General features: G+C 62.4%; 18 protein-coding genes. 5 read left to right on the top strand and 13 right to left on the bottom strand.

What is annotated here, in order from left to right:
- Positions 1–16 precede the first annotated feature (16 nt).
- The 9 genes from N6L25_RS11480 to ubiE form a co-directional block, all read right to left on the bottom strand.
- On the bottom strand, positions 17–739 hold the full coding sequence (locus N6L25_RS11480; RefSeq protein WP_271980349.1) for a 16S rRNA (uracil(1498)-N(3))-methyltransferase: 723 nt from the start codon (positions 737–739) through the stop codon (positions 17–19).
- A complete protein-coding gene (gene tatC, locus N6L25_RS11475) occupies positions 736–1530 on the bottom strand; it encodes a twin-arginine translocase subunit TatC (RefSeq protein ID WP_271980347.1) in 795 nt (264 codons plus the stop codon). The genes N6L25_RS11480 and tatC overlap by 4 nt, the downstream gene beginning before the upstream one ends.
- Positions 1527–1964 (bottom strand): Sec-independent protein translocase protein TatB, encoded by a 438-nt coding sequence (tatB, locus tag N6L25_RS11470; protein WP_271980345.1) that lies wholly within the window; start codon positions 1962–1964, stop codon positions 1527–1529. The genes tatC and tatB overlap by 4 nt, the downstream gene beginning before the upstream one ends.
- A gap of 11 nt (positions 1965–1975) precedes the next feature.
- A complete protein-coding gene (gene tatA, locus N6L25_RS11465) occupies positions 1976–2215 on the bottom strand; it encodes a Sec-independent protein translocase subunit TatA (RefSeq protein WP_442915234.1) in 240 nt (79 codons plus the stop codon).
- An 89-nt stretch (positions 2216–2304) separates the two neighbouring features.
- Positions 2305–2634: a phosphoribosyl-ATP diphosphatase gene (locus N6L25_RS11460; RefSeq protein WP_271980343.1), complete on the bottom strand. Its 330-nt coding sequence runs from the start codon at positions 2632–2634 to the stop codon at positions 2305–2307.
- Between the two features lie 3 nt (positions 2635–2637).
- Positions 2638–3063 carry a phosphoribosyl-AMP cyclohydrolase gene (hisI, locus tag N6L25_RS11455; protein ID WP_271980341.1) on the bottom strand — a complete coding sequence of 142 codons (426 nt, stop codon included), beginning with the start codon at positions 3061–3063 and terminating at the stop codon, positions 2638–2640.
- Positions 3064–3096: 33 nt separating this feature from the next.
- On the bottom strand, positions 3097–4740 hold the full coding sequence (gene ubiB, locus N6L25_RS11450; RefSeq protein ID WP_271980339.1) for a ubiquinone biosynthesis regulatory protein kinase UbiB: 1644 nt from the start codon (positions 4738–4740) through the stop codon (positions 3097–3099).
- Between the two features lie 2 nt (positions 4741–4742).
- A complete protein-coding gene (locus tag N6L25_RS11445; RefSeq protein WP_271980336.1) occupies positions 4743–5387 on the bottom strand; it encodes a ubiquinone biosynthesis accessory factor UbiJ in 645 nt (214 codons plus the stop codon).
- A complete protein-coding gene (gene ubiE / locus N6L25_RS11440) occupies positions 5387–6178 on the bottom strand; it encodes a bifunctional demethylmenaquinone methyltransferase/2-methoxy-6-polyprenyl-1,4-benzoquinol methylase UbiE (RefSeq protein WP_271980335.1) in 792 nt (263 codons plus the stop codon). Before ubiE ends, N6L25_RS11445 begins: the two co-directional genes overlap by 1 nt.
- Before the next feature lie 146 nt (positions 6179–6324).
- On the opposite strand from ubiE, the gene N6L25_RS11435 reads away from it, so the two are divergent.
- Positions 6325–6603, top strand: coding sequence for a polyhydroxyalkanoic acid system family protein (locus N6L25_RS11435; RefSeq protein WP_271980332.1), 279 nt, complete (start codon positions 6325–6327; stop codon positions 6601–6603).
- Here N6L25_RS11435 and N6L25_RS11430 read toward each other — a convergent pair.
- Positions 6594–7352 carry an FFLEELY motif protein gene (locus N6L25_RS11430; RefSeq protein WP_271980330.1) on the bottom strand — a complete coding sequence of 253 codons (759 nt, stop codon included), beginning with the start codon at positions 7350–7352 and terminating at the stop codon, positions 6594–6596. The two genes, N6L25_RS11435 and N6L25_RS11430, sit on opposite strands and share 10 nt — an antisense overlap.
- Before the next feature lie 77 nt (positions 7353–7429).
- Positions 7430–8353: an alpha/beta hydrolase gene (locus N6L25_RS11425; RefSeq protein WP_271980327.1), complete on the bottom strand. Its 924-nt coding sequence runs from the start codon at positions 8351–8353 to the stop codon at positions 7430–7432.
- A 296-nt stretch (positions 8354–8649) separates the two neighbouring features.
- On the opposite strand from N6L25_RS11425, the gene N6L25_RS11420 reads away from it, so the two are divergent.
- Positions 8650–10023 (top strand): WS/DGAT domain-containing protein, encoded by a 1374-nt coding sequence (locus N6L25_RS11420; protein WP_271980525.1) that lies wholly within the window; start codon positions 8650–8652, stop codon positions 10021–10023.
- Here N6L25_RS11420 and N6L25_RS11415 read toward each other — a convergent pair.
- Positions 10020–10166: a hypothetical protein gene (locus N6L25_RS11415; protein WP_271980324.1), complete on the bottom strand. Its 147-nt coding sequence runs from the start codon at positions 10164–10166 to the stop codon at positions 10020–10022. The two genes, N6L25_RS11420 and N6L25_RS11415, sit on opposite strands and share 4 nt — an antisense overlap.
- Positions 10167–10380: 214 nt before the next feature.
- On the opposite strand from N6L25_RS11415, the gene N6L25_RS11410 reads away from it, so the two are divergent.
- The 3 genes from N6L25_RS11410 (at position 10381) to N6L25_RS11400 (ending at position 15504) form a co-directional block, all read left to right on the top strand.
- Entirely contained in the window at positions 10381–11487 is a 1107-nt protein-coding gene (locus tag N6L25_RS11410; RefSeq protein ID WP_271980322.1) for a porin, read from the top strand.
- Between the two features lie 263 nt (positions 11488–11750).
- Positions 11751–12917 (top strand): nitric oxide-sensing protein NosP, encoded by a 1167-nt coding sequence (gene nosP, locus N6L25_RS11405; protein WP_442915236.1) that lies wholly within the window; start codon positions 11751–11753, stop codon positions 12915–12917.
- On the top strand, positions 12892–15504 hold the full coding sequence (locus N6L25_RS11400) for a NahK/ErcS family hybrid sensor histidine kinase/response regulator (RefSeq protein ID WP_271980521.1): 2613 nt from the start codon (positions 12892–12894) through the stop codon (positions 15502–15504). Before nosP ends, N6L25_RS11400 begins: the two co-directional genes overlap by 26 nt.
- A 123-nt stretch (positions 15505–15627) precedes the next feature.
- Here N6L25_RS11400 and N6L25_RS11395 read toward each other — a convergent pair whose 3' ends face one another.
- On the bottom strand, positions 15628–16302 hold the full coding sequence (locus tag N6L25_RS11395) for a response regulator (protein WP_271980518.1): 675 nt from the start codon (positions 16300–16302) through the stop codon (positions 15628–15630).
- Positions 16303–16315: the final 13 nt, after the last annotated feature.

Below are 16315 nucleotides of genomic sequence, written 5' to 3'. Positions count from 1 at the left end.
GCGGCTGCGCTGGCACTCAGTTAGCGCAGCTGTCGTACAGGCGCCCAATCAATACCGGTACCGCGGTTTCCACCCGCAGAATCCGGGAGCCCAGATGCACCGCCTGGCAGCCGGCGGCCACCAGCTTGTCCACTTCGTAGGCCGTAAAGCCGCCCTCCGGACCGATGCACAAGGTGGCCGGCCGGTTGATGTGGCTCGGGCAGGGCGTGCTGGTGCCGGGGTGGGCTACGATACCGGGGCGGGCCTGCAGCAGCGCGGGCAGTTCATCCTCCACAAAGGGTTTGAAGCGTTTGCGCAGGTGTACTTGCGGCATCAGGGTGTCCCGGGCCTGCTCCAGGCCCAGGCTCAGGTTTTCGCTGAGCGCTTCGTCCGCCAGCCAAGGCGTCTGCCAGAAGCTCTTTTCCACCTTATAGGCGTTGATCACCCAGATATCCTTGACCCCCAGGGCCGAGACGGTCTGCAGCACCCGCCGGAACATCTTTGGCCGTGGCATGGCCAGCACCAGGCTCAGGGCCAGCGGTGCCGGCGGTGGCGTGTCCAGTGTCACGCGCAGTTCGGCGCTGTCGTTGTCGAGTCGCTCCAGGCGGCCGACCCCGATATCGCCGTTGACCTGGCCCACCGGAATCTGGTCTCCCAGCTCCACCTTGAGGATGCCGGCCAGGTGCGCAAAGCGCCGCCCAGTCAGGCGAACCCGGTCGTGATCAATGAAATCGCTGTCGTGCAGCAGCGCCAGGTTCATTCGCCCTGGCTACCCTGGCCGGACGGCTCTTCGGGGCGACGTTGGGCCAGGCGGCCGAACAGGATGCCCAGTTCAAACAGCAGCCACATGGGCAGGGCCAGCAGGGTCTGGGAGATGACGTCCGGGGGGGTGAGCAGCATGCCGATGATGAAGCAGCCCACCACGATGTAGGGACGCTTGGCGGCCAGATCGGCGGGCGTGGTGGCGCCGGAGAGGATCAGCAAAATGGTGGCGATCGGAATTTCAAAGGCGACGCCGAAGGCGAAGAACATCTTCAGCACGAAGTTCAGGTAACTGCTGATGTCTGGCAGCTCAACGATGCCTTCCGGGCCAATGGCGGTGAAGAAGCCGAACACCAGCGGAAACACCACAAAGTAAGCGAAGCTGGCACCCAGGTAAAACAGCACCACCGACGTGGCCAGCAGTGGAAACGCCAGCCGCTTTTCATGGGCGTACAGGCCCGGGGCGATAAAGCTCCAGAGCTGGTAGAGGATGACCGGGATGGCCGCGAACACCGCCAGCACCAGCGCCAGCTTGAGGGGCGCGAAGAACGGTGAGGTGATGTCGGTGGCGATCATGGTCTGGCCCACCGGCAGCAGTTCCCGCAGCGGTTGTGACAGCAGCAGGTAGAGGTCGTTGGCGAACGGGTACAGGGCCAGGAAACAGAGCAGTACCGCCAACACCATTTTCAGCAGTCGGTTGCGCAGCTCAAGCAGATGTTCGATCAGCGTCATATCCTGCGGGCCATCGGCACTGCCCGTCGGTGGTTGGCCGGGGTGGGTGGAGCTCATGAGCGGTGTTCCGTGGCGCTGTCCTGGGGCGATGTCGGGGGCTGCGGATCGCTGCCCGCGACTGCTGATGGGGATGGTGGCGGCTGCGGTGTCGGCGTGGCGGCGGGCGATTTCCCTGGCGTCGCTGGCGGTGGGCGCGGGGAAGCCGGGTCTTTCACCACCAAATGTTCGAATTTCTTGGCCTCGTTCAGCGCGTCACGGACCGTCTGCTCGACATCATCCAGACCGACATCACCGGCTTTTCTAAGTTGCTCGCGCAGTTCCTCGGCCTTGAGCTGGCGGTCCAGTTCGGTGGAGAACTGGCTGGCCAGGCGACGGGCATTACCTACCCACCGTCCGGCCGTGCGTGCGGCCGTCGGCAGCCGTTCGGGGCCCAGCACCAGCAGCGCGATCACGCCACAGATCAGGAGCTCAAGGAAGCCAATATCAAACATTCAAGCCAGACTCAGCCGTGGTGCTTCTCGTTGGCCTTATCGTTGGATCGGGCCTGGTATGCGGAGCGGTCGGACTGGTCGTCGACGGGCTTGGGGCTGTCCTTGTGGTCGGCTTCGTCGTCATTCATGGATTTCTTGAAGCCGCGAATGGCACCGCCCAGGTCGCTGCCGATGTTGCGCAGTTTCTTGGTTCCGAACAGTAATACCACGATGCCGAGTACGATGAGTAACTGCCAAATACTGATACCCATGATGAGGGTCCTCGCTCACTATGCTGATAGTTTGCCCATTGTACGCCACTCGGCTTGCAATTCGGAAACCGGGAAGCGGGGGCGCCGAATCACTCGCCTCGAGAGGCCTTTTCTTCCAGGCCGGACAGGTCGAAACGGCGGGCCAGTTCGTTGAGAATGTCGTCCGGTCCCAGCCCCAGCCGCGACAGCATCACCAGGCAGTGAAACCACAGGTCCGCAGTCTCATAGACCAGGCTGCTGGTGTCGCCGGAGTGTTCGGCGTCTTTGGCCGCCAGCAGGGTCTCGGTGCATTCCTCGCCCACCTTCTCGAGGATCTTGTTCAGGCCCTTGGCGTGCAGGCTGGCGACGTAGGAGGTATCCGGGTCGGCCTGTTTACGTGCATCCAGCACCTGTGCCAACTGTGCCAATACTTCGCTCATGCCTCAATCTCCCTGTTTGGAACCGTAAATTTGTTCTGGATCCTGCAATACCGGATCAACGCTGACCCAGCGGCCGTTTTCCAGTTTCCGGTAGAAACAGCTGCGGCGACCGGTGTGACAGGCGATCCCGCCCCGTTGTTCCACCTTCAGCAGAATGACATCGGCGTCGCAGTCGAAGCGGATCTCGGACACCAGCTGCTCATGGCCAGAGGATTCGCCCTTGCGCCACAGCTTGCCCCGCGAACGGGACCAGTACACCGCCTTGCCTTCGCTGGCGGTGAGCGCCAGCGACTGCGGGTTCATCCACGCCATCATCAGGATATCGCCGCTGACGGCATCCTGGGCGATGGCCGGAACCAGGCCGTCGGCGTTGAAGGTAACTTCGTTCAACCACTCCGGCTGGTCGACATTAGGTGAAGAGTTTTGCATTTCTGTGAACCCCGTATGATGAATTGCAGCGACTCAGCGGCCCCCCCGGGCCACCAGCCAGGCTGCGGCCGCCAGCAGGCCCCAACCGTAGGGCGGCACGCTGGCGGCCAGCTCGGTCAGATTGTGCTCCATGCTGAGCCAGGCCCCTCCGGCCAGCGCCAGGGCCCCCAGGGTGCGGCGCCAGCGGCGGTCGTGACTGGCCTGCTGGGCCTTGATCTGTTCCAGTGTATCGCTATTGGGCTGGGCCGTGGCGCCGCTGTTGCGTATCTGCAGCAGGGCATCGTGGACCAGTTGCGGCATGTCCGGCGATTGCTCGATCCACGCCGGCAGATGTGATTGCAGCGCCTTGATCATGCCGCTGGGGCCGATGCGTTGGCGCATCCAGTGCTCCAGGAACGGTTGCGCCGTGTTCCATAGGTCCAGGTCCGGATAGAGCTGGCGGCCGAGACCTTCAACGTTGAGCAGGGTTTTCTGCAACAGCACCAGTTGCGGCTGCACTTCCATGTTGAAGCGGCGGGCGGTCTGGAACAGCCGCAGCAGAAAGTGGCCGAACGAGATGTCCTTCAGCGGTTTTTCGAAGATCGGTTCGCACACCGTGCGGATGGCGGCCTCGAACTCGTTGACCCGGGTGTGGGGCGGGACCCAGCCGGACTGGATATGCAGCTCGGCCACCTGGCGGTAGTCGCGACGGAAGAAGGCGAGCAGATTGCGGGCCAGGTAGCTCTGATCGTCCGGCGCCAGCGTGCCGACGATACCGAAGTCGATGGCAATGTACTTCGGGTCCTGAGGGTTGCTGGCGTCCACGAAGATGTTGCCGGGGTGCATGTCGGCGTGGAAAAAACTGTCGCGAAAGACCTGGGTGAAGAAGATTTCCACGCCCTTTTCCGCCAGCACCTTCATGTTGACGCCGGCCGCGTTGAGGGCCTCGACATCCGCCACCGGTATGCCGTGGATGCGCTCCATCACCAGCACCTCGTTGCGGGTGTAGTCCCAGTCAATGGCGGGGATATAGATGAGATCGGAGCCCTCGAAGTTGCGGCGCAGCTGACTGGCGTTGGCGGCCTCACGTTGCAGGTCGAGTTCGTCGTGAATGGTGGCGTCGTAATCGGCCACCACCTCCACCGGATGCAGGCGTTGGCCTTCGGACCAGTAGCGCTCCAATAGCCCGGCCATCAGGTACATCAGCGCCAGATCCTGGCGGATCACCTTCTCGATGCCGGGTCGGATCACCTTGACCACCACCCGCTGGCCATTGGCCAGGGTGGCGGCATGAACCTGGGCCACCGAGGCCGACGCCATCGGCTGCTGGCTGAATTCCGCGAAACAGTCGTCCACCGGCGCGCCCAGTGAGCGCTCGATGATGGCCTGGGCCTGGGCGCCCGGGAAGGGCGGTACCCGGTCCTGCAGGTAGCGCAGGGACTCGGCCATGTCGTCGGGCAGCAGGTCGCGGCGGGTGGACAGAATCTGGCCGAATTTGACGAACACCGGTCCGAGTTCTTCCAGCGCCAGCCGCAGCCGGTCGCCCCGACTCAGCTTGGGCTGAGGGAACAGGTGCCAGGGCGCCAGGAGAAAGAAAACCTTCAGGGGGGCGGGCAACTCTGCCAGGGGCAGAAAGGTGTCCAGCCGATAGCGGCAGAAGACCCAGGCAATGCGAATCAGGCGTTGCAGGCGCGTCACTGTTACTCCGGTGTGTGGTGGCGGGTGGGCTCCAGCCGTGTTTCCAGCTGTTCCAAACGGGCAGATAGCCGTTCGGTCCGCAAATTGAGGTCGTCGATGTCGGCGAAGGTGGCCTCCAGTTCCCGCTTGCCGGGCAAGGTGCCGCTTTCCTCGTGGACGTATTCTTCAATATTGGCGTGAAGGGTGGTCGAGGCCTGTCGGCTCCATTTGGCCGCGTTGCGCAGTCGGCGCCCCAAGAAGTGGGCCGGTACGTCCCCCACATGCCGCGCGAGGGCCGCTTCCCAGTCCGGATTGAGTCGTGCCAGCGCACGCTGCAGCTGGTGTGCCTGGGCCATGTCGCCGGCGACCGTCAGCCGGCCTTCCTGAAAGACCTTGTCGTCACCCAAGGCGAGGGCAACGAACGCTAATGGGCGTCCGCTGATGTCCAATGCCGGGGTCTCGAGGGGCTCGCTGCCAACCTGGATCTGCTCCCCCTGGGATTGTAAGTGCAGGGCCAGGGCCAGGGGCGCGGTCATGCGGAACTGGACCGGCCCGGCCAAGGCGGCCAGTAGCGCCTGCTGGCCTGCAGGGTCCAGGGCCAGAGCCTGGTTCAGCGCGCTCTCGATCACGCCGGAAACCGCCGCCTGCAGGGTAGGGCCGGGAAACATCAGGGCTTTATTCCCACGTGCAGGGCGACGATGCCGCCGGTCATGTTGTGGTACTTGGTGTTCACCAGACCGGCGGCATCCATCATGGCCTTCAGGGTTTCCTGATCCGGGTGCATGCGGATCGATTCCGCCAGGTACTGGTAGCTGGCGGAATCACCGGCAATCAGCTGCCCCATCAGCGGCAGCGCGTTGAACGAATAATTGTCGTAGATTTTGCTCAGCAGGGGGTTGGTGGGCTTGGAAAACTCCAGCACCATCAGCTTGCCGCCGGGCTTGAGTACGCGGGTCATGTCCCGCAGTGCCTGGTCCTTGTCGGTGACGTTGCGCAGCCCGAAGGCAATGCTGACGGCGTTGAAATGATTGTCCGGGAACGGCAGCCGCTCGGCATCGGCCTGGACATACTCGATGTTGCCGGCATAGCCGCGGTCGATCAGTCGACTGCGGCCAACCTGCAGCATGGAGGCATTGATGTCTGCCAGGACCACCTGTCCCGAAGGGCCGACCAGATCCGAGAATTTCATGGTCAGGTCGCCGGTACCGCCGGCGATGTCCAGCACCCGATGGCCCGGGCGGACGCCGCTCAGCTCGATGGTGAACCGTTTCCAGAGGCGATGGATGCCCATGGACATCAGGTCGTTCATCAGGTCGTACTTGCCGGCCACGGAGTGGAACACTTCGGCAACCTGTCCGGCCTTCTGGTCCCTGGGCACGGAGCTGTAGCCGAAATGGGTGGTGTCGTCCTGGCCGGGGGCGCTGCTTTCCTGATCGGGCGACGGCGGTTGTTGGGTCATGGCGCATGTCCTGTCAAAATCTGAACCCCGTATTCTAACGGTTAGGGGGGTGGCTACAAGCGAATTGGCCCCTTAAACTATCAAAATTCTAAAATTGCAAAATTCTAAAATTGCAAAATTCCAAATTTACAGAGACCGATTACTTCATGGCTGTCATTGACGTACACCGTTCCCATTCCCTCGATCATGAGCATGCGCGCCAGGCCGCCGAAACCCTGGCCCAGGATCTGTCCAAGCAATTTGATGTCCATTACCAGTGGGATGGCGATGTGATGCGTTTCAAGCGCAGCGGCGTCAAGGGCCAGCTTGATATCACGCCCCAGGACATTCACGTCCATCTGGAACTCAGCCTGTTGCTGCGGCCCTTCAAGAACCGCATCGAGCAGGAGATTCACCGTCAGCTGGACCAGCTGACTCAGGGCTGAACCGGCTCCGCCGTCAACTGGAACGGGGTTGGATGGGCGTCGAGTATTCGCACCAGCACCCGCCGTTCCCGATGCACCAGCTGATCGATCAGGGTGTCGACGTCGTCCATTGCCCGGAATGCCCGATAGCCCCGGTGCAGGAAATCGTGCAGATCCGCCAGATCGGCCATTTCGGCCGCGCCCCGGGTCATGCTCAGCAGCCATCCCAGCGTGCGGTTGCGGACGTATCGGTCGAGCTGGCGCCCCACCGACGACACCAGCTCGATTTGGCGCTGCCGTTCGACGGGGTTGGCGGCATGGCGGTAGGCCTCGCAATACTGGCTCTCGGTCAGTGACGACAGCGGATGCCCGAGCCGCGCCAGGGTCTCGGCCAGGGCCAGATCCAGCTGTTGGGTGATCAGGTTCAGTTCCACCAGGCCCGCGAACGTCGCCAGCACCGGGTCGGGCAACCATTTCACCATTTTCGGAAAGATGCGGTCGATGTTGTCGTCCCGGCGGGTCAGGCCGGCCGGTGCGTACAGGTCGGTGAGCAGGAAGTTGAGGCCGTCGTGGTAGCCCGGATGGCAGTATAGATCCTGATGGGTGTGCTTCAGGCGCTCGGCCTGCCATTGGCCCAGCGGCTCGAGCTGGGACACTAACGGGTGGTCGGACTTGCGGCGTCGGAAGTCGTGGTACGCCAACAGTCGTTGCTGGAGCTGGCGGGCGTTGTCGCTGTGAACAGGGGTGTTGACGAGACGGTCGCGATACATGTCGGGGCGAGCCGGATTCCGGCGCTGGCGATTGGAGTCGCCAGTCTACCGGAGTCCGCTGGGTAATGCAGGCCGATTCAGAGCTGGGCGGCCGCCGGCAGAGTCTCAAAGCCCGGTACCCACTCGTCACTGTCCAGAGTGATGAAGTGGCTGGGGGCGTTGGTTTCGACAATGCGCATGGTGGTGGGGCTCTGACGGGCGCTGTTGATCATGGCGCCCCGGTCGAGGATTCGATCCACCTGTGAAATCAGGAAGGTGCCGTGGCGCACGTGCTGGTAGACGGAGGTATCGGTACGCTCCATCCAGTCCATGATGTTCTCGATGTTGCGCACCAGGGTCAGGTGATCCTTGGTGGCGGTGAACAATCGGCTCAGCAGCACTTTCTTACGTGGATTCATCTTGCCGAAGAAGGTTTGGCCGTAGGCCGAAGATGGCGCGCTGTCGATCAGGCGAATCAACCAGGGCCACATTCCATGACTGACCGGTTCCAGCAAGGTGGTGACCAGGGCGTGCAGTCTGCCCTGGGGCAGTACCGGCGCTTCCAGCACCACTTCGACGTTTTCGAACAGTTCCGGGCGCTGCCTGACGGCCTCCAAAATGACTGCGCCACCACGGGAGTGACCGTGGACTCGGATGTTGTCGGTCGACGGCAGATTGGTCAGCGCCTGGATCAGGATGCAGGCATCGTACTCGATGGTGGCTTCCAGATGCTTGATCGGCACCTCCCAGTCGGGGGTTTCCGGGGTCACACCGTTGACCGGGATATGGTAGTTGCAGCAAGTGAGCAGGATCAGTTCGGTGGTGGGCGCCTCATAGGCCTGGGTGAAGTAGCAGTGGTTCTCCAGGAAGCCGTGGACACCAATGACGGTTTGCTCCGCCTTGCCGCTGTGGTTGCGGACCGACACCGCACCTTTGCCCACCCGGTAGACCCGGCCGGAAAACATTTCGGAATAGGTGCCTTCAATCGGTTTGATCAGTTTGCGAACGTGGCTCGCTTTCATAACCGTTCTCCCACCAGCAGTTGTTCTGCGCTTTATTAGAATTTATTTCAGCAAGTGCGCTTGTTTTATCTTGCCTGCTCACCTGTTGTATTGGCGCAGATTACAAAAGTTTTGCTGTGCCAGAGCCAATCAAGTCTCCCTTATACCTTTAAGTATCCGTTCCTACGAGTATAGAGGGTGGATGTAAATTTTTGTAAATCCGTGATGCCAGAGACGTTGTGGAGCCAGCTCAGGTTGTCTGGCACAATGCCGGGCTGTTTGATTTTTCTCTACCACTATCCTGGGGTCGTCAGCCGTTGAGTCACGAGGAATCGCATCTCTTACTGCCAATGGATTCAGCCTGGCTGGCACTCGAACGCCCAGACAATCCCATGACCATTACGGTCATGCTGCGGGTGGAGGAGCTGACCGAGAGCCGCCTGCGTGAGTTTCTACAGCACTATTGGCTGGCCTGGGAGCGGTTCCGCTACCTGCCGGTGGCGCGGGCGCCGGGGTGGTGGTGGGAGCTCGATCCCACCTTCGAGCTCAGTCATCATCTGAGTGTGGTGGACGGGCGGCTCTCCGCCCTGGAATTGCGGCAATGGGTCTCTGCTCGGCTCAACGAGCCACTCCCGGACTATCGGCCGCGCTGGAAATTCTGGTTGGTGCCGGACGCCGAGGGCGGCGCGGCGCTGTTGTTGCGAATTCACCACTGCTATGCCGACGGCCTCTCGCTGCTGGGGGTGTTCGAGCGGGTGTGCCCGCCGTCGCCGCAGCAGGCGCCGGTGATCTATGGCGCGCGGGAGGAGGCCGATCTCGGACGCTGGCGCCGTGCCGCCGGAGGCTGGCTTCAGGCCGTCGGCAGTGGCGAGCTGGATGCCCGCGACGGGGTCCATCCGGATAAGGCACCGCGTCATCCGGTCGAACGCCTGGCCTTGCAGGGTGCTCGGTTGGTTAATGAAATTAGTCAGTTCCTGGTGGAGCCGGAGGACTCGCCGTCCCCCCTCAAACAGCCGTTGCTGGGTCGGCGCGGCTGTGCCTGGACCGAACCGGTGGCGCTGGACCGATTTCGCAGCGCCGCGGAACGTACCGGCTGCACCGTCAACGATGTGCTGCTGAGCTGTGTGGCCTCGGCGGTGCGGGTACGGCTGTCCGATGGCGTCACCGACCTCGACGACGCCATTCTGCACGCCGCGGTTCCGGTCAATATCCGCGAACGGTTGCCAGCGGATGTTCGGCCGCAGCCGGGGGAGCTGGGTAATTATTTCGGCACGGTATTTGTGCCGCTGCCGGTGGATGGAGACAGCTCCCTGGAACGACTCTTCCGGGTCAAGCACGAAACCCGTCGGCTGAAACGAAGCTGGCAGCCGGGAATTTCCTGGGGACTGACGGGAACCGCCTCCCTGTTGCCGGCCAGCTGGCGTCAGTCCATTGCCGAGCTGATGTACCGTAAGGCCAGCGCGGTGGTGTCCAACGTGCCCGGAACCCAGGAACCGCGCTATCTGGCCGGCTGTCGAATTCGCCAGCAAATGTTCTGGGTGCCCCAGGCAGGCAACATCGGGCTGGGCATCAGTGTGGTCAGCTACGCCGGGCAGGTGCAATTCGGGGTGGTGGCGGACGAGGCCATTCTCGCCGAGCCGGAGGCCTTCCTCCAGGACTGCCTGAGCGAGCTGGAAGCCTTACTGGACTAGCCCGCCGCGTCACCCTTGCTGTTGCTGTTGCTGTTGCTGTTGCTGTTGCTGTTGCTGTTGCTGTTGCTGTTGCTGTTGCTGTTGCTGTTGCTGTTGTTGCCGCCGGCACCGGATGCGATGCCCGGTTCGGGTCGTAATTCCAAAGTCCTGATTCCCCCGCCTCCTAAATAACCATAAAACCACCCCTCTCGACGAATATTCCCCGTTCCGGGACTGCTTGATGATGAACCCCAGGCAACCAGGGATGTCTGGGGACGATTCCCGGACTTCCTGGACCTCAGTGAATCACGGGCGGGGGACTGCCTCCCGCTGTAACCGGTGAATCCTGTATCCCAGACAAAACCAATCGGGGGAAGCATGAACAACAACAACTTCAAAAAGTCAGGGCTGGCTTTGGCACTTGCCGCAGCGGCTGGCTTGAGCGCATCGGCTAACGCAGCTGTGGAAGTCTACAGCAAGGAAGGCACCTCAGTATCCGTGGATGGCTACTTCAACGCCTTCTACGTCAACCGGGATGACAAGCTGGCGGACACCCAGAATTCCCGCGTTAAAATGGGCTTCCTGCCCAACACCATCGGCTTTAACTTCAGCAAGGAAGTCGGTGACCTGACCCTGGGCGGGCGGTCTTCGTTCTGGACCACCATCAATGACAGCCTGGATTCGCCGACGGATACCGCGATTGACGTGCGCCAGTTCTACGCCACGGTCGACGGCGGCTTTGGTCAGGTGTTGATCGGTAAGGATTTTGGTCTGTACGCCCGCTCCAACATCTTCCTGGACGAAATTCTGCTGGGCTTCGGCTCACCGGGTGCTCCCGGTGGCGTGTCCTTCGGTAACATCCGCACCGGCTATCCGTACCCGACACCCAGTGCCCAGATTACCTACCGCTCGCCGGACCTGGGTGGCCTGAACCTGGCGCTGGCTATGCTGGATCCCGCGAACACGGCAACCGGCGCCGGGGATGAGCAGTCTGCGCCGCGTTTTGAGGCGGAAGCAACCTACAGTGCCGATCTCGGCGGTGTGGCCTTGACCGGCTGGGTCAATGGCCGTCACCAGAAATCCGAAGCCGTGGCCACCGGCGACGATGTCACCACCACCGGCCTTGGCTACGGTTTGCGTGCCTCTGTGGCGGGGCTGACCCTGACCGCTTCCGGCTTTACCTCCGAGGGCGATAACCCGGTATTGATCGTCAATGGCCCGCTGACCGAAGACGATGCGGACGGCTATCTGGTGCAGGGCTCCTACGCCTTTGGCGCCAACAAGCTGGTGCTGTCCTACGGTGAAACCGATGCCGAGATTCTGGACCTGGAAACCGAAAACACCACCATCGCTTTCTTCCATGACGTTAACAGCAACCTCAAGCTGGTGGCTGAGTACAACATGTATGAAGACAACAGCCGTAGCACCGGGGCCGCCGTCTCCGAGACGGACACCCTCGCGCTGGGTGCCGTAGTGATGTTCTAACCTTTCGGGCGACCCTCGCCGGCGCGACCGGCGGAAAGCCCCTATCCAGACCGGCTCGTGCCTGGGCCGGTCTGCGACTAAAGTGCTGGCTTGCCGCCGAGTCGGCCATGCGTGCCTAGACAGCTTTCATTATGGAGGCTTATCAATCAATGACCTACGATAGATTTGGTGCGCCGATAAAAAGTACTGAAGTCGAATTGGCGTCGTCGCGGGGTGCCGTAAAATCGGTGGAGAGCCAGTTAAAGCCGGAGCCCACCCCGATGATGCCTGCCCTATCTCCCGCTGCTGTGACAGTGGCCAGTACCCATGAGCGGGACGCGGTAACGGCCGCGCGGCAGCTGGGCCAGAGTCTGCATCAGGATCACCTCGGCTGTGTGCTGTTCTTCTGCTCCGCGGAATACGACCTGGTGCGTCTGGGGCCAGCGTTGGAGCAGGTGTTTCCCCAGGTAGTGGTCTGCGGCTGCACCTCCGCCGGTGAAATTACCCCGGACGGCTACGGCCGCGGCTGCATCACCGCCATCGGCTTCGATCGTCGCTACTTTGCCATTGACTGTGCGCTGATCCAGGAGCTGGAACAATTCAGCCTCGAAGACGCCCAGCGCTGCATCGACCAGCTGTTGGCGACCTGCCGCGACGCCCAGCTGGCGCCGGTAAAAGGCAACACCTTCGCGATTACCCTATTGGACGGCCTGTCCAGTCGCGAGGAGCTGGTGCTGGCCACTCTCAACGCAGCCCTGGGCACCATTCCCCAGTTTGGCGGCTCCGCCGGTGACGACGAGCGGCTGACCAACACCCACGTTTACTACAAGGGCCGGTTCTACAATCGGGCCGCGATTGTGATGCTGGTCAATACGCCGCTGGATTTTCGGGTTTTCTCCACCCACCACATGGCAGCCCGGGATGACAAGCTGGTGGTGACCGCCGCCGACAGTGACAGCCGCACGGTCTACGAACTCAATGCCGAACCGGCTGCGGATGCTTACGCCCGGATTGCCGGCGTCACGGTGGAGGAGCTGGACCGGCGCACCTTTGCCCTGCGCCCGATGGCAGTGCGCATCGGTGGCCACTATTTCATTCGCTCGGTCCAGCGGGTCAATCCGGACCGCAGTCTGACCTTCTATTGCGCGGTGGAAACCGGCATTGTCATGACCGCCATGAAACCGGAATCACTGCAACGCAGCCTGGAAGTTCAGCTCCAGACCGCCGAAGCGGTGGTGGGGCCGCCCCTGGTAACGATCGGCTGCGACTGCTTTCTGCGCCGGCTGGAGGCGGAGCTGGCGGGCATCGACCAGGAGGTATCGCAGTTCCTGCAGCGACACCGGGTGATCGGTTTCAATTCCTACGGCGAACAGTTCGACGGCATGCACATCAATCAGACCTTTACGGGGGTAGTCATTGGCCAGCCTGAATGCGTCCCACAGCCCCGCTGAGACTGCGCTGTTGTCGGCAAAGGATCAGCGCATCGCCACGCTGGAGGCGGAAAATGAGCGCCTGCGCAAGATTCGTGACGCCCTGATCCAGCGGGTGGAGTCGGGCGTTGCCCACAAGCCGGACCCCTATGCCGCCTTCGAGCATTCGGTGATCCTGGCGGAACAGGTGCGGGAGCGGACCGAGGCGCTGAACCGGGCCATGGAAGAGCTGAAGGCGAGCAACAAGGCGGTGAACCGAGCCCGGGAAGAGGCGGAAACCACCCGCCAGCGGCTGGTGGATGCCATTGAGAGCATCGCTGACGGTTTCGTGCTGTTCGACCAGGATCATCGGCTGATCCTCAGTAACAGCCGCTTCAACAGCTACTGGCGCAATACCGACGCCGGTGCCCGCCCGGGTGACACCATCGAGCAGGTGCGCGCCAAGGCATTGACCTCCGGTCTCATCGTCGAGGAGCACACCGATCCGGACGCGGAGGGCTCGGTGTTCCTGCTGTCCAACCAGCGCTGGGTACAGATGACCGAGCGCGCCACCCGTGAAGGCGGCTTGGTGGTGCTGTACTCCGACATCACTGACGTCAAGAACTCCGAGACCGCCCGCCGGGAGCAGGCGCTGGCGGATAAATCCCGCTTGCTGCAGGCCACCGTCGACAACCTGTCCCAAGGGGTGGTGCTGGTCAACCCCGATGGCAAGCCCGAAATCTGGAACGATCAGTTCCTGCGGCTCACCGGCCTGCCGCCGGGGCACGTTTCCACCGAGCGCTGTCTGATGGAATTGATGGCGGGTTCCGATCTGCCGCTGTTGCATCCGGACACCGGCGCCCGCGACCGGCTGCAGTTTGTCGAGCAGGTGCACCGCCGAACCGACGGCACCGTCATCGAAATCAAGACCCACCTGATGCCCGACGGCGGCTTCGTCAATACCTACACCGACATTACCGAACGCTATCGTTACGCTGAAACCCTGGAGCAGAGCGAGCGCTGGATTCGGGTGGTGACCGACCATGTGCCCGCGTTGATCGCCTACGTCGGCGCCGACCTCACCGTCCAGTTCTGCAACAAGGTGTATGAGGCCTGGTACGGCAACGGCCGCGAGTCACTGTTGGGGCTGGCGCTGGCGGAGGTGCACGATCCGGCGCTGTACGATCGGCTGATGCCGCAGGTACGCCAGGCGCTGGCCGGGGAAAGTGTCAACTTCGAGCTGGAGGAAGCGGACCGTCAGGGCTCACTGCATTACATGCTGCGCTCCTATGTGCCCAACCGGGACGCCCGTGGCGAGGTGGTCGGCTTCTTCGTGCTGATTCGCGACATCACCGATCGCCGACGTACCGCCCTGGCCCTGGAGCAGGCCTACGACAACCTGGAGCGACGGGTGAAGGAGCGTACTGCGGCGCTGACCGGGCTCAACAACAAGCTGCGCCTGGAAATCAGCGAACGCGCGGCGGTGGAGGCGCGGCTGCGGGACGCCAAGCTGGAGGCGGAACGGGCTAACCTGTCCAAGACCAAGTTCCTGGCGGCGGTCAGCCACGACCTGCTGCAGCCACTGAATGCCGCGCGCCTGTTTACCAGCGCCCTGCTGGAGCAGTCGTTCGGGCTGAAAGCGGAGAGCCTGGTGCGCTCGGTGAGTCACTCCCTGGACGATGTCGAGAACCTGCTGGGTACCCTGGTGGATATCTCCAAGCTGGATGCCGGGGTGATTCAGCCGGACGTCACCGCCTTCGATTTGCGCGACCTGCTCAACAACATCGCCCGGGAGTTCCGCCAGATGGCGATGTCCGAAGGCTTGCAGCTGGACTTCGTGGCGTCCTCGGCGGTGGTGAGTTCCGATTCCCAGTTGCTGGCCCGCATCCTGCGCAACTTCCTCACCAACGCCATTCGCTACACCGGCCGGGGCCGGATCCTGTTGGGCTGCCGCCGCCAGCGCAACCACGTGCTGTTGCAGGTGTGGGATACCGGGCCCGGCGTACCGCACGACAAGCTCACGGAAATCTTTCAGGAGTTCAAACGGATACAACCTGTCGGCAGGCAGGCGGACAAGGGTTTGGGGTTGGGCTTGGCGATTGTGGACAAGATTGCCCGCATCCTCGGGCACGAGATCACCGTGGAGTCGGTGGAGGGGCGGGGCTCGGTGTTCAGCGTCAGGGTGCCGTTGGGAACACTGCCAGTCCGTGTGGACCAGGACGATAGTGTCCACCAGCCGCCGGCCGATGGCTTGGGGGGCGCCCGGGTCTGGGTGATCGACAATGACCAGACCATTTGCAACGGCATGAAGACCCTGCTGGAGGGTTGGGGTTGCCGGGTGCTCACGGCGGTGTCGCTGGTGGACCTGCAAGCCCGGGTCGACCTGGTGTCAGCCCCGGTGGACCTGATCCTGGTGGACTACCACCTCGACAACGACGAGACCGGCGTGGACGCGGTGGCCGCCATTAACCGGGTGCGACACCAGATCGTGCCGGTCCTTATGATCACCGCCAATTACACCAATGAGCTCAAGAAGGATATTCGCGACCGCGGCTACCTGCTGATGAACAAGCCGGTCAAGCCACTGAAATTGCGATCCGCGCTCCATCACCTGCTGTCGCCCCTGTAAAGGGGGAGGCCGCGGGGAGGGCGAAGTCTGGGAAGCTGACTGGCGGGCGACTGGTTGACGCCGCGGGCCAAGGTCTGACGTCAGGCCGGCGGTATACCGCGCGACCTGAGGAAACGCAGCGCCTCAACGCTTCAGGTACTGGCTGAAATCCACGTCGCCAGCGGAGAGAATGGCCTGGACCCGGTTGTGAACCCCCAGTTTGCGCAGGATGGCGGAGACGTGGGCCTTGACCGTGGTTTCGGCGATGTTGAGGTTGTAGGCAATCTGTTTGTTGGACTCGCCCTTGGCCATGCGTTCCAGTACCAGCAGTTGGCGCCGGGTCAGCGAGTTGAGCAGTTCCGGTGAGATCGGGTTGTCTTCGTGGCGGTGGCGGCGAGTGGATTCTTTGCTGGTGCGAATGATGTCGGAGGGCAGGTAGACGTTGCCGTTGAGGATCTGGGTAATCGCCTCGGTCATCTGTTCGCGGGGTGACGACTTGGTGATAAAGCCGACGGCACCGTAGGTAATCGCCTGCAACACCACCTGTTTGTCCTCCTCCGCGGAGACGATCACCACCGGAATGGTGGGGGCTTCGTTGCGCAGCGAGATCAGACCGTTGAGCCCGTGCATGCCGGGCATGTTGAGGTCCAGCAGGATCAGGTCCAGGTCGTCGTGTTCGCGAGTGAGCTCCAGGGCGGTATCCAGATCCTCGGTTTCCAGAATCTCGCTGCCACTGAAACCGGATGCAATCACATTGCTGATGGCCTCGCGAAACAGCGGGTGGTCGTCGGCAATGAGAATCTTGTAGGCAGATTCCATGGCGTCGGTTCCC

The organism is Marinobacter sp. SS21, assembly GCF_028369065.1.
Taxonomy (GTDB): Bacteria; Pseudomonadota; Gammaproteobacteria; order Pseudomonadales; family Oleiphilaceae; genus Marinobacter.
The sequence above is the reverse complement of the archived record's forward strand: the minus strand, read 5'-3'. Positions and strand labels throughout refer to the sequence as shown.

Coding starts and splice junctions, on each gene's coding strand:
- ubiE (WP_271980335.1), bottom strand. CDS start 6,178: ATGACCCAACAACCGCCGTCGCCCGATCAGGAAAGCAGCGCCCCCGGC.
- N6L25_RS11395 (WP_271980518.1), bottom strand. CDS start 16,302: ATGGAATCTGCCTACAAGATTCTCATTGCCGACGACCACCCGCTGTTT.
- N6L25_RS11445 (WP_271980336.1), bottom strand. CDS start 5,387: ATGTTTCCCGGCCCTACCCTGCAGGCGGCGGTTTCCGGCGTGATCGAG.
- tatA (WP_442915234.1), bottom strand. CDS start 2,215: ATGGGTATCAGTATTTGGCAGTTACTCATCGTACTCGGCATCGTGGTA.
- N6L25_RS11410 (WP_271980322.1), top strand. CDS start 10,381: ATGAACAACAACAACTTCAAAAAGTCAGGGCTGGCTTTGGCACTTGCC.
- tatC (WP_271980347.1), bottom strand. CDS start 1,530: ATGAGCTCCACCCACCCCGGCCAACCACCGACGGGCAGTGCCGATGGC.
- N6L25_RS11460 (WP_271980343.1), bottom strand. CDS start 2,634: ATGAGCGAAGTATTGGCACAGTTGGCACAGGTGCTGGATGCACGTAAA.
- N6L25_RS11425 (WP_271980327.1), bottom strand. CDS start 8,353: ATGAAAGCGAGCCACGTTCGCAAACTGATCAAACCGATTGAAGGCACC.
- nosP (WP_442915236.1), top strand. CDS start 11,751: ATGCCTGCCCTATCTCCCGCTGCTGTGACAGTGGCCAGTACCCATGAG.
- N6L25_RS11435 (WP_271980332.1), top strand. CDS start 6,325: ATGGCTGTCATTGACGTACACCGTTCCCATTCCCTCGATCATGAGCAT.
- N6L25_RS11480 (WP_271980349.1), bottom strand. CDS start 739: ATGAACCTGGCGCTGCTGCACGACAGCGATTTCATTGATCACGACCGG.
- N6L25_RS11430 (WP_271980330.1), bottom strand. CDS start 7,352: ATGTATCGCGACCGTCTCGTCAACACCCCTGTTCACAGCGACAACGCC.
- hisI (WP_271980341.1), bottom strand. CDS start 3,063: ATGCAAAACTCTTCACCTAATGTCGACCAGCCGGAGTGGTTGAACGAA.
- tatB (WP_271980345.1), bottom strand. CDS start 1,964: ATGTTTGATATTGGCTTCCTTGAGCTCCTGATCTGTGGCGTGATCGCG.